Consider the following 14,482-nt stretch of genomic DNA (forward strand, 5'->3'; position numbering starts at 1 on the left):
TGGACGGAAGAGTCCTTCCAATTGTCGACATGTTTTTTTTAGGAGAAGGACCATTGTAATGAATCAGGGACAAAAAAAGCCACCTCGAAAGGTGGCTTTCATTCTTACATTATTGTTGTGGTTCTTCTGGGTTACCATAAAGCTCTTCAAGAGGCTTCGTGATGATACGGCTAACGTCATTGATTACTTGGTTCAGACGTTGTTCCTGCTCCATCAATGTAGAGATTTGTGGGTGTTGTTGAACAAGTTCTACAACTTTACGAGCTTGTTCTACTTCCTCTTCAGAAATCTCTTCCCCTTGCATTTGTTTCTGTTGAAGCGTCATTTGAGTTTGACGGAAATCGTCGAACATCTTCTTCGCAGCTTCATCATTCATAACGGCTTCGTATGCTTCTTTCAAACCGTTAAACTCTTCACTATTTCGAATTGCTTTCTCTAAATCATATGCATGATCATAAATATTAGCCATAAATAAAGTACCTCCTAAGTTTCGTTCTTTGACTCCTTCACCACTATAACAAACTTGGGGAGGTTCTGTATAGGAAAGCCCATTATCCGAGGAAAAGAACCAAAAGACCTTGCAAAAGCCCGATTGCTCCTCCAAGTAGTGCCCCTAAATAAGTGATCATTTTGAACTCTCTTCTTGAGATTCCAAGGACCATTTCTTCTAGCCGATCCAATTGAAATGCCTGTACTTCCTCTTGGACAATCTCAGATAGATGCATGGATTCCATTAGACCCTCTATCCTCTCAGAAAGCAAGTGAGAGAACTTTTCGACAAGCATCGGCGTAAGACGTTCGATCACTATTTCTCTGTAAGGATTCGTCCATTCTTTCATTGTCCTTTCCAACCATGGTTCAAAAGGAAGGGACTTGGCTATCGTCTGTCCGAGAATATTACCGACTAATTCCGATCCGACCTTTTCTTCGTAAAAACCGAAAGGCTGCTTAAGCATCTTCTCGACTTCGACGCTCAACATTTCTTCCAGCCACTGCCTCGTTTCTTCTTTTTGAGCATATTTAAGAATGGCTGGATAAAGACGTTCCGTTAATCCATCAGATCCAAGGAAAGAAGAGATCATATTGCCAAGAAACCCTTGGTTATCTAAGTAGTTTTCGATAAGGTCCGTCACTTTACGCCTACCTTCAGAGCTCTGAAAGTATTCCGTCGTTCGATTCTGGATAAGAGCAGCAGCCTGCCCTGTACCTTGTACTAATTTAATCCTCCACTCTTCAGAAAGAACATCTTCTAGCGGAGATTCCCTATATCGGTCCATCACCGAATGGTAACGACTCTCCACCCATGTGGCGACATTCTGTTCAAGGTCTTCCGCTGTGACATTCATACCGAATTCCTTTAACAGTTCATGCAATGTGAATTCACGATCCATCAACTTTTCGACTTCTTTTTGAGCCCATGAAGTCATTTGTTGTTGAAAAACAGGTCTCTCCAACTTCCTTCTCAATCCATCCGCGGTCAATAAATGCTCCACGACCATCCGTCCGAGCTGTTTAGCCAGTTCTTCTTGTCGCTTTGGAATAAGACCTGGAGTGAATGGCAGCTTTAATTTCCCGATATATATGGCTTTATAAGGGCGAAAAAGCATTTTAATTGCTAATGAGTTGGTTACGCCCCCGATAGCAGCTCCGATGACCACCATCATAATTAAAAGTAGAAATGTATTCATGCGTTAAACCTCTTTCCTAATGCTGTACCCAAGTATAATGGATATTTCTCTCAAGCGCCAACACCAGCAAATTTCTCAAGAACGAATCATGCGTTTTTAAATGGAGGACACTCTATAAACAAGGAGGTGAACACTATGGAGAAGAAAGGTAGAAAAAACCCAGCCCCAGAAGGAAAAGACAAGTACGAGTTGGACGTGGATCGTATGATCAATGAAGGTATGGCTGGTGGCACTGTGAAACCTGTATATGGAAGAGAACAAATCGAAGAAGCCCATGAAATTCCGGAGCAAGAATAAAGAATATGACAAGAGGTTGATCAACCCAGCCTCTTGTCCCTTCTGATTCCCACAAAAAAAGTATGAAGCAGCCGCTCCATACCTTTACAATTCTTATCGACTTTTCACGATCATTTGAACTGCTTCATTGATCAGTTCTTCAGCGGATCCACCTTCTTGCTGGGCCTCACGAATACATTCCTCAAGGTTTCTTGCCACAATATATCCCATCGCACGATCCATTGCAGAGCGCGCAGCAGAAAGCTGGGTGATGACGTCCTTACAATCTTTCTCTTCTTCCATCATCTTAAGCACGCCTCTTACTTGTCCTTCGATTCGTTTCAACCGGTTTTTCGTCTCTTGACCGTAAAGGCTTTTTTCTTTTACATGATCCACAGTAATCCCTCCTAATCCTTTGTTTACATCTCTATAGAAATCCTGAACATACAGGTGCTAGCGAATACATACTTACCTATGTATACTAATAATAGTAAATATCTCATCAAAAAGGAAGATAATTGTTTATGATCAGCCAGTTACAGACAATCTACCCCTCCCTCTTGTTATTAAATCCTGATGAATGTGCTCATCCGGAGAACTATTATTGGTTTCAGACGGAAGAAAATGAGAGCATCGCTATCCTTAAAGAAGAAGTAGATGATAAAGATAACAAATTATTGTCCCTTTTCCTATCTCCTATCCATTTGGACTACTTATGGGGCACAGAGCGCGAGCGGACATGGTATTACTATGTTAAAGGGAAGTCTGATGTATATCCAGAGAAGCGGCCTTTGCACTATCGTTTTGTCTTCTTTCATATATCAGAACTACCTATTCAAAAAGAGTCTTTCCACGAAGCGTTTCAATCTCTTTTCCCTGAACGGATGCCGATTTTCTTTGAAGACGATCACAACGGCTTCATTATAGAAGAATTCCTCTCACCAGACCAAGAGAGCATCTCGTTCCATGAAATGATTGACGTGATCATGAGTGACTTTTACACGAAAATCCGCTTCTATATAAGTGATATGAGCTCTTCGATCGAAGAGGCGCCAGAACTGTTTGAATGGGCTTCATATAATATGGAAATTGCAGCTAAGTACCGCGTCTCCCATGTAGCCAGCCACAAAGATACTCTACCTTACGTCTACATAGACGCACTTCCTGCCTCTCACAAAAAACAGATCCAGCGCAGGATGGTACAAGAAGTGGGAGACGAATCTGATCTCCTCCATACCATCAAGGTGTTCCTTGAATCAGGTTCCAATGCCACGTTAGCAGCTAAACGATTATATATGCACCGCAACAGTCTACAGTATCGAGTAGATAAGTTCATTGAGAAAACAGGGTTTGATGTGAAGAGATTTGATGAGGCAATGATGGTCTATCTTGCTCTACTACAGTTAGAAGACCGACAAGCGGAATAAAACAGACAGGATGCACAAAGACTTACAGAGATCTTTGTGCATTTTGTCTATTTACCGTGAAAGCGCCATCATATAGACTTGTAACTAGTTAAGAAAACGATTTCAAAAAACTTGGGGGAATACAAATGGCAGAATTAGTGCTGAACAATATCGACAAAGTCTATGACAAAAAAGTAAAAGCGGTAGATGACTTCAATCTTCACATTAAAGACAAAGAATTCATCGTATTCGTAGGTCCGTCTGGTTGCGGTAAATCGACGACGCTCCGCATGATCGCAGGGCTAGAAGAAATTACAGATGGTGATTTCTTAATCGATGATAAACGTATGAATGACGTAGCACCTAAAGACCGCGACATTGCGATGGTATTCCAAAACTACGCACTTTATCCACACATGAACGTTTATGACAATATGGCATTCGGCTTGAAGCTTCGTAAAATGGATAAATCAGAGATTGAGCGCCGCGTTAAAAACGCAGCGAACATTCTTGGATTAGAAGCTCTTTTAGACCGTAAACCGAAGGCACTATCCGGTGGTCAAAGGCAGCGTGTTGCTCTTGGGCGTGCGATTGTACGTGACGCTAAAGTATTCTTGATGGACGAGCCGCTCTCTAACTTGGATGCGAAACTTCGTGTACAAATGCGTGCCGAAATTCAAAAGCTTCACCAGCGTCTTCAAACGACAACGATCTATGTTACCCACGACCAAACAGAGGCTATGACGATGGCTACCCGCCTGGTCGTTATGAAAGACGGTATCATCCAGCAAGTCGGAGCACCTAAAGATGTGTATGACAAACCTGAAAATATCTTCGTAGGCGGTTTCATCGGATCCCCTGCTATGAACTTCCTTAACGGAAAGCTTGGAGAAGGTCATATTGAACTAGGTGATATCAAGATTGCTGTTCCAGAAGGGAAAATGAAGCCCCTTCGCGAGCAGAACTACATCGGTAAAGATATTGTTCTAGGAGTGCGCCCAGAAGATATGCACGATGAACCGGTATTTATTGATGCCAACCAAGACAAAAAAATCACAGCCGATATTGAAGTGGCTGAATTGATGGGATCTGAATCCTACCTATATAGTAAATTGAACGATCAAGAATTCATCGCTCGTGTTGATTCCCGTTCCGATATTAAAGGCGGCGAGCAAATCGATCTTGCGATTGATATGAACAAAGTACACTTCTTTGATAAAGATACGGAACAACGTATCCGATAAGTCTATATCTCTGGTCTCCCCCTTTTGACCATACGATACAAGAAGAGCACGGTTTAGTGGGCCGTGCTCTTCTTCTTTTATTTCGCTTGTATATCTTGGAAGCCACATTTATTACACACAAACATATGCACACATTCATCAGTATTGGAAGAATCTTTATCCCCGTCCACCAAATCAGTGTACTTTGCATCAAGATATGGGCTGTATTCATCCAGGAAATCCGTTACTCTTCCCTTGTCATACATTGTTCCATCGCACCTGGGACATGGCTTCTTCTCCTCTAGCCAACCATTGCACATCCCACATTCCTTCATAAAACTAACCACCTTAACAAAAAATAAAGAGGAAGGGCGCACCCTTCCTCTTCCATCACACGTATTTAATTACTTTTGGTAAGGTTTTTGTCCGCCGAATTGTTGCTCAGCCATTTGGACAAGACGCTTAGTGATTTCTCCACCTACAGAACCGTTAGCGCGAGCTGTAGTATCAGCACCAAGACTTACACCGAATTCTTGTGCGATTTCGTATTTCATTTGGTCTAGAGCTTGTTGTACGCCAGGTACTACTAGCTCGTTTGAACTGTTGTTGTTAGCCATGTGTCTCACCTCCTGTAACCGTAGTATGGGTCGGGTGGTGAGAAATTATGATAAAAAAATCATATCCAATTAATGGTTATTTGGCACAAGTGGCTCTATTACAAAGAAAAAAGGCTATTTTCTTTATGAATTTGGCTTCGTCATCGCTTTCGGATCAACGTATTCATCGAATTGTTCTGCAGTTAAATGCCCTAATTCAACAGCTGTTTCTTTTAATGTTTGGTCTTTTTCAAATGCTGTCTTAGCGATTTTAGCAGCATTCTCGTATCCGATATGCGGATTGAGCGCTGTTACCAGCATAAGTGAATCCGTTAAATACTTTTCAATTTGTTCATGGTTCGGCTCCATTCCACTTACACAACGCTCATCGAAGGATAGCATACTGTCAGCGAGCAGCTGAGCGGATTGAAGGAAATTATAAGCGATTACGGGTTTGAATACATTCAACTCAAAGTTCCCTTGACTTGCTGCGAAACCGATCGTCGCATCATTTCCCATTACTTGTGCCGCAACCATGGTGACAGCTTCGCTCTGTGTCGGGTTTACTTTACCTGGCATAATGGAGCTTCCTGGTTCATTAGCAGGAATCGTAATTTCACCAATACCACAACGCGGACCACTGGCAAGCCAGCGCACGTCGTTTGCAATCTTCATCAAATCAGCAGCCAATGCTTTCAGAGCACCATGCACGTGTACCAGTTCGTCATGAGAAGTCAATGCATGGAATTTATTCGGAGCAGAAAGGAAATTCTTCTCCGTCACCTCGTTGATTTTCGTTACTACTTTCTCAGAAAAGTCTTGGTGGGCATTCAAGCCTGTCCCGACTGCCGTGCCGCCTATAGCCAGTTCTTTCACATACGTTGTACTTTCCTGAAGCATCGCTTCCGTTTTCACAAGCATCCTGTGCCATCCGCTAACTTCTTGACCAAGGGTAAGTGGTGTCGCATCTTGTAAATGCGTACGACCAATCTTCACGATGTCGTTAAACGCTTCCATTTTTTCTTGTAAGGTATTTTTCAATTGAGTTAATGCAGGGATTACTACATCCTCAACCTTCCGGACAGAGGCGATATGCATCGCTGTCGGATAAGTATCATTAGAGCTTTGAGATTTGTTGACATCGTCGTTCGGGTGAAGACGCAATTCCGATCCTTGCTCTTCCAGCCATTGATTTCCGACATAAGCCATCACTTCATTGACGTTCATATTGGACTGGGTACCGCTTCCTGTTTGCCATACTACTAATGGAAAATGCTCTTCTAATGTACCAGTCAAGATTTGATCGGCTGCATATTCAATCGCATCCGCTTTTTTCTCTTCAAGAAGACCAAGTTCAAAGTTCGCTCCCGCTGCACTTTTTTTCAAAATGGCGAAGCCTTCAATGACTTCTTTCGGCATTTTTTCATCGCCAATCGGGAAGTTCTGTTTACTACGCTGCGTTTGTGCTCCCCAATATTTTTCACTTGGAACTTTTATTTCACCAATCGTATCTTTTTCCACTCGATAGTCCATATAAATCCTCCTTCAATTTTCCCGTGTTCGTTTTCATTGTATCAAGAATCTTTTGAACAATCACTACATACCTTTTTCGGCAAATTTATCTGATTATTTACATTTTTCAGATTATGGTGTATAGTATGAATATCAAACGAAAGGAGGCAGATACAGCAATACGAATCCGAGGAAGGGAGGATCGTCGGACAAGCGTCATTGCTGGTGTTGCTTTACTTTTCAAATGGGTATAAAAGGTGACCGTAAAGAGCTTGACTTCGTCAGGCTCTTTTGGTTATGTAAAAGAAAAACACGAGGTGATGGAATTGCCGAATACATGGACACACATCCTGTTTGTGGATCAGCTTTGCGAAAGGATAGAAAGAAAAGACCTCCTTGAGACCTCCTCTCTCGCCTTACATATCGGCGCACAAGGTCCAGACCCTTTCTTTTATCACCGATTCCTTCCGTTCCTTTCAGCTGGGGATGGTGAAGCATTGGGAATGCAGTTACATACCCAACAGTGCGGGCCTTTCTTAACAGATATGATCGAGCGCGGGAAAGAAGAGAAGAATACCATCCAAGCCTATATTCTCGGGTTTGTAAGCCACCATTACCTAGACCGTGTTACACATCCTTATATTCATTACCACTCTGGATACGAAGGAAATAAACACCAAGAACTCGAAGTAGCGATCGATACGCTCATGATGCAGAGGGTCCGAAATATGAAGACATGGAAAATTCCCGTCCATAAAGAACTCAAGCCAGACGCAATAGATTCCATCAGCCATTTCCTGTCTGATCTCATCGTGGAGCATTATTCAGACTGGTCCACGGATCGTGCGAAGAAAATCACGAAGCGATCCTACAAGGACATGTATCTAGCTCAGAAGCTATTATTCGATCCATGGTACTGGAAAAATAAATTCTTGGGAGCATTCGTCTCTTCCTTTTCCCATCAACCTCTACAGGATAATAGGGACTACTTGAACGAAACGAAAGCTACATGGCACCATTCCGCCACGAACGATCCATCAGCTGATTCATTTCTCGAACTGTATGAATCAGCTGCAAAAAAAGGAGCAGACCTTTTCACAGACATTCTGCACTACTGGTCCACTCCTTCTCAAGAACTTTTAAAAGCGATTGAAGTGAAAATCGGTAATATTTCTTATGACACTGGACGACCACTCGAAGAGAATCAAACCAACTTGTACAGCTCACCAATTGTATAATCAGGATTTATAAACGACTGGCTCTTGGGAAGGGTCGGTCGTTTGTTTTGCCTCTTCCACACCTTTATCTACATCTACAAACCATAAGAGAATAATTCCTACGATGAAGAAAAACACCAACGATAAGATTCCTAATCGACTGGAACCAGTCATTTGTCCGACCAATGCAAAAGCAAAGGGTCCGAAAATGGCAGAAAACTTCGCGGAAATGCCGTAAAACCCGAAAAATTCTGCATGACGATCAGCAGGTACCATTCGTCCAAATAAGGAACGGCTAAGCGCCTGCGCCCCACCTTGCACCATTCCCACACAGATTGCCAGTATATAAAAATGCAAGGCAGAACTCATAAAGTACCCGAACACAACGATGACTAAATAAGCAAATAACGCAAGCATCAGAGCCCTTTTTGCTGTTATTTTGCCAGCCAACCATCCGAATAAAAAAGCAAATGGAATGCCGACGAATTGAGTGATCAATAAAGCAATAATGAGGGAATTGCTATCTATGCCGATATCACGCCCATATATAGTCGCCATTTTGATAATCGTAGATATGCCATCATTATAGAGCCAAAAAGCTACTAAAAATACTAGCAGCTGTTTATATAGCTTCAATTCTTTCACTGTTCTAGCTAATCTTGAAAATCCAATCACTGCATACGACTTCGTTCTTTCCGGCTGCTGTTTCTTCTCTTCCACGACATTTTTGATAAGTGGAATAGTAAATATGAACCACCAAATCCCTACCGAAATAAACGCTAAGTGCGTACCGGCAAGGCTGTCTGTGAGACCGAACCATTCGTATTTCAAAATCATAAGTAAGTTGATGGCGAGTAAGATACCACCACCAATGTAACCGAAGGCAAAGCCTTTCGCCGAAACGGAATCTATATTAGATTCATCCGCTACTTCCGGCAAAAATGCATCGTAAAATACATTCCCACCCGAGAAGCCGATCGTGCCGATAATCAACAGAAGAGAAGCGAATAAGTAATCCCCTGTGTTAACAAAAGCGAATAAGACACTAGCAATCATACCCATGAAAGCGAAGAACATCAGAAACTTCTTCTTGGCTGCAGAGTAGTCACTAATCGCGCCTAAAATCGGTGCCAATAACGCAACGATTAAGACGGCGATTGACTGGGAATATCCCCAATAGCTGGCGGCAAGCGATTCTTTGACTCCTTGAGCCGCTACGTCATAATAGAAGATGGGCAGAACAGCAGCCATCATTGTTGTGGCAAAAGCAGAATTCCCAAAGTCATATAGCATCCAGCTGATTACAGGCTTCTTTTTCATCGAGGAACCCCCTCATCTTTTATATTTAGAATAGCAAAATATTCAGACATTTGATGGAAAACGGATGAAATTTTACAAACTTTTTGAGGTGATGGAATGAAAATAGCTATATTTGGAGCAAGCGGGCGTGTAGGTCAACAGGTTTTGCAAAAGGCAATAGAAGATGGTCATGAAGTTAGAGCGCTTGTAAGAAGACCACAGGATCATCTAGCAGAAGGAAAAGTGGAATTGGTCTATGGAGATGCCAAGAAAGAAAAAGACGTCTACGAAACCATCAAAGGGTGTGACGTCGTATTCAGTGGTTTGAATACAGATAAGAGTGACACTCTATCCGTTGCCATTCCTTATATGATCAAGGCGATGGAGAAGGAGAACATTTCTCGTATCGTCACGATCGGAACTGCCGGAATCTTAGATAGTAGAAATGAGAATGGAAAATTCCGCTTTCAAACGAATGAGTCGAAGAGAAAATCGACATTCGCAGCAGAAGAGCATGCCAAAGCTTTTCGCTACTTAGAGAAAAGCAAGCATGACTGGACGATCGTCTGCCCCACTTACCTTCCTGATGGTGAGGAAGAAGGAAATATCCGCTTCGAACAAAACCACTTACCCGAAGGCGGAAGGAAGATTACAGTCGGCGATACCGCCCAATTCGCCTACGAGGAACTACTAAAGAATCGATTTAATCAATCTAGAGTAGGTATATGTTATTGATAAAAGAAAACACGGAGAGGAATTCCTCTCCGTGTAATGGCTTTATGGCATGTACCCGAAAAACTCTTCGAGTGTCATGCTTTGCTTATGGATCTCAAGTGCCTTTTCTTTTCCTACATAGCGAAGATGCCATGGTTCGTAGGTGTAACCAGTTATATCATCTTTCCCCTTTGGGTAGCGAATAACAAAGCCATACTCGTAGGCATGTTCGGCAAGCCACTTTCCTTCCGTCGTTTGACGGAAAGATTGATCCAACTCATAAGACATCTCGCGGGAAGTAACGTCCATAGCAAGCCCTGTCTGGTGCTCACTCGTTCCCGGCACAGCAGAGAACGTTTTCGTCTCTTCTTCCCCATACACCTCTACATAGTTATTGAAGATCGTCTTCTGGCGTTCATAAGATCTGTAACCAGAAGCAGCTACTATTTTCTGTCCATCTTTTTCGGCTGCAGCGAACAATGTTTCCAGTGCGCCAGCTGCCTCTTTTCGCATTTGTTTCTTTGGAAGGAACTGATCAAAATAGAATGCTACGTCTGGAACGACTAAGTCATCTGGCGTATAGCCCTCTGGCAACGTTCTTTGTTTGTTGACGACCACTTCGATACTCTCTGGATTATGGACAATGGTCAGTCCGTCTTCTGTCATTTTTTCGATTGGTTGTTTTTCTACGTATGCAGCAACATCTCTTTCCTTAGGAGCCTTTTGGCTGACAGGAGTTGCTTCCGATGTTTTTTCTGGTTTTTCAGCTGTGCTAACGGAACACGCTGACAAAGTTACTACCGTGGCTGCTACCACTAAATATTTCTTCATTGTCATTACCTTCCTGTACATGTTGTCCATTTCACTATAACACTTCGAAACAGAAGTTGTATATGACCTAGATTCTTACCCATACCTCTGTAGTTCTTCTGAAAATACCTTTCTATCGTAGCTAAGACATGAATACTGACTGGAATCCTTGCTAATAGCGGATAGAACAAAAAAAGGACCGCAATGGATGCGGTCCTCTATGTGTTATTCCCAAGTATATGGTTGATACTCGACACTCAACCTATTGAATTCATCACGATCTCCACTATCGATCGCTTCATTGATTTGTTTATCTAATCTCTCTTTGTTAAAGGCAAAAGTCATTTGATCTATGAATAGACGTGATGCCAATTGGATACCAAAGGACAATTCTCTTTTTGCAGTTACCATTTTACCTTTGTATTCGGGGTCGCGGCGAAGAACATAAACTACTTTTTGCTTTCTCATGAGAATACCCCCTTCATGCTTTTTTTCATTATGAAGCATTTTTAACGTTTTCGCAATAAGTTATCTGAATATTTAGTAATATATTTCCCGCTTTATATAGTATGTAAACCTCTAGAACCCTATCCACGATAGGATTTATCACTTAATAGAGGCCTAAATTTCTTCTATCAAATTATTTATAACAAGACAGTTAGTGTAATTCAGATGTAAAAAAAGCACCCATTAGAGGGTGCTTTTGCCAATTAATTAATAAATCTTTTCGCTACATCTACTGTACGATTCACTTGGTGACGGACACCAGCTTCTACGTCTTCTTTCATATTTCCTTCTCCATCCACACTTACGCTCGTTCCGTATGGATTTCCGCCTGTAGCGAATACAGCATCATCCGTGTATCCAGGTGCAGCAATAATTGCACCCCAGTGGAACATAGTCGTATAGAAGTTCAGAAGGGTAGATTCCTGACCGCCATGTACGTTCTGTGCGGAAGTCATCGCACTGACAACCTTATTAACCAGCTTGCCTTGGAACCAAAGACCGCCCGCCTGGTCCATGAACTGTTTCACTTGTCCCGGAACGTTCCCGAAACGTGTTGGAATACTGAAAATCACAGCATCTGCCCAATCCAGATCGTTGATTGTTGCTTCAGGCACAGAATCTTTTGTTGCTAAGTAATGCTCTTTCCATTGAGGGTTCTGTTCAATTGCTTCCATTGGTGCAAGCTCTGGAATACGGACAAGCTTCACTTCTGCACCGGCTTCTTTACCTTGTTCTTCTGCCCACTGGGCTAATTGATAGTTTGTTCCTGTTGAACTGTAATAAACGACTGCTAATTTTACATTTGCCATATGACATCTCTCCTTTAATATCCAGTTCCATTTCGTATTATGGACGAAAATGGATGGCTGATTCACTTGTAGTATATACCCACTCAAAGGAAACTTCAAACTAAAGAGTTCGGAATTCGAGATATTTTTTTCATTACTTTTACAAACCTGAGAGAATTCCTCGTGTCGTGCTCGGAGAACCTATAGCTGTAGCCCTTTGTTTGCTATAGGCAAACATCCTAGCCAGGTGCAAGCTGTCTGCACAAGGAAAGCTTTTTTTCTCTAGACTCAACGCAGAGTGCTTTGGTAAGCTATTACAAGCTTAATCCGAACTGTCCGAAGGAGAATTATTCATGAGTGATTACCACAACCTCAAACAAGGAGAAAAAGGGGCTTGGGTCAGTATCATTGCCTATTTGATTCTGGCAACGGCCAAAATCTTGATCGCTTCCATTGGAAATTCTGAAGCGCTTCGAGCAGACGGTCTAAACAACACCACCGATGTAGTTGCGTCCGTAGCAGTGTTGATCGGGCTGAAAATTTCCCGCAAACCACCAGACGAGGACCACCATTATGGTCATTTCCGTGCGGAAACGATCGCCTCACTTGTCGCTGCTTTCATTATGATGACTGTTGGAATAGAAGTTCTGATTGGAACTGTTCAAGATATACTCACCCCATCGAACAGTGAGCCAGCACTCCTTACAGCGTGGACTGCGATAGCCGCTGCAATTGTGATGTTTGGTGTGTATCGATACAACCTTAATCTATCCAAAAAAGTCGATAGTCAAGCTCTGATGGCGGCTGCGCAGGATAACAAGTCCGATGCTCTTGTCAGTATTGGTGCCGCTGTCGGAATTTTCGGGTCTCAACTCGGGTTTGTATGGCTTGATCCACTGGCTGGGTTCATTGTAGGGCTGATTATATGCAAGACAGCCTGGGACATATTCTCAACCGCAAGTCACAGTTTGACCGATGGATTTGATGAAGACCGACTCGAAAGGATCAGACAAACAATCGGAGAGCACCCCGATGTACTTGCTGTAAGAGATGTCAAAGCCCGTCTTCAAGGGAATAGGACCCTCGTTGACGCCATCATTCACGTGGATCCTGATATGACCATAAAACAGGGTCATATCATTACTGATGAACTAGAAGATAAATTAGAAGTGAAACATCGCATCTTTTATGCTCACATCCATATCGAACCATATGATGAAGACGAGTAAGGCATCGTTTCTACCGTCGGTAGAAACGATGCCTTATTTTTCAGGAGAAATGCTTTAATAAATGATCGATCTCTTTCCAGCCGAACGCCGTTTCTTCATACGTCCCCTGACCTATCGTCACCTGTTCTGCTTCGACTGGATGGGCACCCAACTTAGAGTAGAAGTGACTTGAAGGGTTTTTAGTAAGTACCCACACGAGTAAAGACTCATACCCCGCCTCTTTCATTGCATGAGCAAACGTTTGGAGCATGATGCTGCCATACCCTTGCCTTTGGTACTCTTCTAACAGGTAAATGGCATATATTTCTCCATCGAACCCATAATTTTTTGTGCGCTCTTTCCCACCAGATACAAAACCGACCGGCTCCCCTTCGTCATTTTCTACCACATAGGCAATTTGGCCATTAACAGGTTTTCTTAAAACAGTCTCCCATAGCGCAATACGGTTCTCGACGTTACTGTTGCTAACATCTCGTTCATCAAGGAGATCTTTATATGTAGACTTCCAACTTCGCACGTGGATGTTTGCTATTTTCTCTGCATCTTCAAATTTAGCTACTCTGACTTTGGGCATCGTGCATCTCCCTTTCTGATTCTTCTGTCTTTTTTATTTTACCAGAAATTTTCTTGTTATGGTCATGCAAAACACTTTGCCACCTGTTTTCCCCGTTCAAAAGGATAGTGTATTCTTCAAAATATGTTCCCCATAAACGAATAAAGCACTCCCTATTCAGAGAGTGCTTCAACCCATCTATTTATTGGCATTGGAACCTGGAAATCTGCCTTGTATCTAGACCTGTATAAACCCACGTCTGTCTTCTGCGGAGCCATCGATACCCAGCTACAGATGTACGCCCGATAAACGTTGGATAAAACCAGAAAGAGCTGCCATTTTCTAATCTAACCCACGTGTATCGGTATAAGCATCCTCCAAATGAACCCGGATCGACTGCATATAAACTTGGGCCTTGTGCACCCTGTGGTGGTGTTGGAGGTGGTGGGGGCAGTTGTCCCCCTGGACCACCTGGCCCACCTGGTCCACCTGGTCCGCCTGGTCCGCCTCCCCCGAATGGAGGTCCTTGCGGAGGTTGGTTCGGTCCTCCAGTTCCAAATGGTGCTCCAGGTCCACCTGGTCCACCGGGGAAGAAACCGCCCTGCCCTGGTCCTAACAGGCCACCAAAAAATGGCCCGAAAGGAGGTTGTTGTCGGTACATAGA

General features: G+C 42.9%; 18 protein-coding genes. 6 read left to right on the forward strand and 12 right to left on the reverse strand.

Features of this window, described 5'->3' with window-relative positions; translation table 11 throughout:
- Window positions 1-109 precede the first annotated feature (109 nt).
- Window positions 110-469 (reverse strand): YlbF/YmcA family competence regulator, encoded by a 360-nt coding sequence (locus E4663_RS10065; protein ID WP_079480719.1) that lies wholly within the window; start codon window positions 467-469, stop codon window positions 110-112.
- Window positions 470-551: 82 nt separating this feature from the next.
- Window positions 552-1,688 carry a DUF445 domain-containing protein gene (locus E4663_RS10070; RefSeq protein ID WP_135327462.1) on the reverse strand — a complete coding sequence of 379 codons (1,137 nt, stop codon included), beginning with the start codon at window positions 1,686-1,688 and terminating at the stop codon, window positions 552-554.
- 135 nt (window positions 1,689-1,823) lie between these two features.
- On the opposite strand from E4663_RS10070, the gene E4663_RS19960 reads away from it, so the two are divergent.
- Complete coding sequence (locus E4663_RS19960; RefSeq protein ID WP_168927336.1) at window positions 1,824-1,985, forward strand: hypothetical protein; 162 nt, start codon at window positions 1,824-1,826, stop codon at window positions 1,983-1,985.
- 93 nt (window positions 1,986-2,078) lie between these two features.
- Here the strand turns inward: E4663_RS19960 and E4663_RS10075 are convergent, their stop codons facing one another.
- The gene (locus E4663_RS10075; protein ID WP_135327463.1) at window positions 2,079-2,360 is read right to left on the reverse strand and encodes a metal-sensitive transcriptional regulator; all 282 of its coding nucleotides are present in this window, start codon (window positions 2,358-2,360) and stop codon (window positions 2,079-2,081) included.
- Window positions 2,361-2,488: 128 nt separating this feature from the next.
- On the opposite strand from E4663_RS10075, the gene E4663_RS10080 reads away from it, so the two are divergent.
- Both E4663_RS10080 and E4663_RS10085 read left to right on the forward strand, forming a co-directional pair.
- A complete protein-coding gene (locus tag E4663_RS10080) occupies window positions 2,489-3,391 on the forward strand; it encodes a PucR family transcriptional regulator (protein WP_135327464.1) in 903 nt (300 codons plus the stop codon).
- A 125-nt stretch (window positions 3,392-3,516) separates the two neighbouring features.
- The gene (locus E4663_RS10085; RefSeq protein WP_079480723.1) at window positions 3,517-4,614 is read left to right on the forward strand and encodes an ABC transporter ATP-binding protein; all 1,098 of its coding nucleotides are present in this window, start codon (window positions 3,517-3,519) and stop codon (window positions 4,612-4,614) included.
- 77 nt (window positions 4,615-4,691) lie between these two features.
- Here E4663_RS10085 and E4663_RS10090 read toward each other — a convergent pair whose 3' ends face one another.
- The 3 genes from E4663_RS10090 to fumC all read right to left on the reverse strand — a co-directional run bounded on the left by E4663_RS10090 (window position 4,692) and on the right by fumC (window position 6,722).
- Window positions 4,692-4,928, reverse strand: a complete 237-nt coding sequence (locus tag E4663_RS10090) for a hypothetical protein (protein ID WP_079480724.1) — start codon at window positions 4,926-4,928, stop codon at window positions 4,692-4,694.
- 69 nt (window positions 4,929-4,997) lie between these two features.
- Entirely contained in the window at window positions 4,998-5,210 is a 213-nt protein-coding gene (locus tag E4663_RS10095) for an alpha/beta-type small acid-soluble spore protein (protein WP_079480725.1), read from the reverse strand.
- 123 nt (window positions 5,211-5,333) lie between these two features.
- Window positions 5,334-6,722 carry a class II fumarate hydratase gene (fumC, locus tag E4663_RS10100; protein WP_135327465.1) on the reverse strand — a complete coding sequence of 463 codons (1,389 nt, stop codon included), beginning with the start codon at window positions 6,720-6,722 and terminating at the stop codon, window positions 5,334-5,336.
- 299 nt (window positions 6,723-7,021) lie between these two features.
- Between fumC and E4663_RS10105 the strand changes: the two genes are divergently transcribed.
- Window positions 7,022-7,939 (forward strand): zinc dependent phospholipase C family protein, encoded by a 918-nt coding sequence (locus E4663_RS10105; RefSeq protein WP_241657146.1) that lies wholly within the window; start codon window positions 7,022-7,024, stop codon window positions 7,937-7,939.
- On the opposite strand, the gene E4663_RS10110 is transcribed toward E4663_RS10105, so the two are convergent.
- On the reverse strand, window positions 7,940-9,238 hold the full coding sequence (locus E4663_RS10110) for an MFS transporter (protein ID WP_079480728.1): 1,299 nt from the start codon (window positions 9,236-9,238) through the stop codon (window positions 7,940-7,942).
- A gap of 96 nt (window positions 9,239-9,334) precedes the next feature.
- On the opposite strand from E4663_RS10110, the gene E4663_RS10115 reads away from it, so the two are divergent.
- The gene (locus E4663_RS10115; protein ID WP_135327467.1) at window positions 9,335-9,952 is read left to right on the forward strand and encodes an NAD(P)-dependent oxidoreductase; all 618 of its coding nucleotides are present in this window, start codon (window positions 9,335-9,337) and stop codon (window positions 9,950-9,952) included.
- A gap of 42 nt (window positions 9,953-9,994) precedes the next feature.
- Here E4663_RS10115 and E4663_RS10120 read toward each other — a convergent pair whose 3' ends face one another.
- The 3 genes from E4663_RS10120 to wrbA all read right to left on the reverse strand — a co-directional run bounded on the left by E4663_RS10120 (window position 9,995) and on the right by wrbA (window position 12,057).
- Window positions 9,995-10,762: a M15 family metallopeptidase gene (locus E4663_RS10120; RefSeq protein ID WP_241657147.1), complete on the reverse strand. Its 768-nt coding sequence runs from the start codon at window positions 10,760-10,762 to the stop codon at window positions 9,995-9,997.
- 204 nt (window positions 10,763-10,966) lie between these two features.
- Window positions 10,967-11,209, reverse strand: coding sequence for an IDEAL domain-containing protein (locus E4663_RS10125; protein ID WP_079480731.1), 243 nt, complete (start codon window positions 11,207-11,209; stop codon window positions 10,967-10,969).
- Between the two features lie 242 nt (window positions 11,210-11,451).
- The gene (gene wrbA / locus E4663_RS10130; protein WP_079480732.1) at window positions 11,452-12,057 is read right to left on the reverse strand and encodes an NAD(P)H:quinone oxidoreductase; all 606 of its coding nucleotides are present in this window, start codon (window positions 12,055-12,057) and stop codon (window positions 11,452-11,454) included.
- Window positions 12,058-12,389: 332 nt separating this feature from the next.
- On the opposite strand from wrbA, the gene E4663_RS10135 reads away from it, so the two are divergent.
- On the forward strand, window positions 12,390-13,265 hold the full coding sequence (locus E4663_RS10135) for a cation diffusion facilitator family transporter (RefSeq protein ID WP_135327469.1): 876 nt from the start codon (window positions 12,390-12,392) through the stop codon (window positions 13,263-13,265).
- Between the two features lie 40 nt (window positions 13,266-13,305).
- Here E4663_RS10135 and E4663_RS10140 read toward each other — a convergent pair whose 3' ends face one another.
- Together E4663_RS10140 and E4663_RS19775 are read right to left on the reverse strand one after the other, a co-directional pair.
- Window positions 13,306-13,839, reverse strand: coding sequence for a GNAT family N-acetyltransferase (locus E4663_RS10140; RefSeq protein ID WP_079480734.1), 534 nt, complete (start codon window positions 13,837-13,839; stop codon window positions 13,306-13,308).
- A 181-nt stretch (window positions 13,840-14,020) separates the two neighbouring features.
- On the reverse strand, window positions 14,021-14,479 hold the full coding sequence (locus tag E4663_RS19775; RefSeq protein ID WP_158290472.1) for a hypothetical protein: 459 nt from the start codon (window positions 14,477-14,479) through the stop codon (window positions 14,021-14,023).
- Between the last annotated feature and the right edge of the window lie 3 nt (window positions 14,480-14,482).

The organism is Halobacillus salinus, from assembly GCF_004684905.1.
In the GTDB taxonomy this organism is placed as follows: domain Bacteria; phylum Bacillota; class Bacilli; order Bacillales; family Halobacillaceae; genus Halobacillus; species Halobacillus salinus.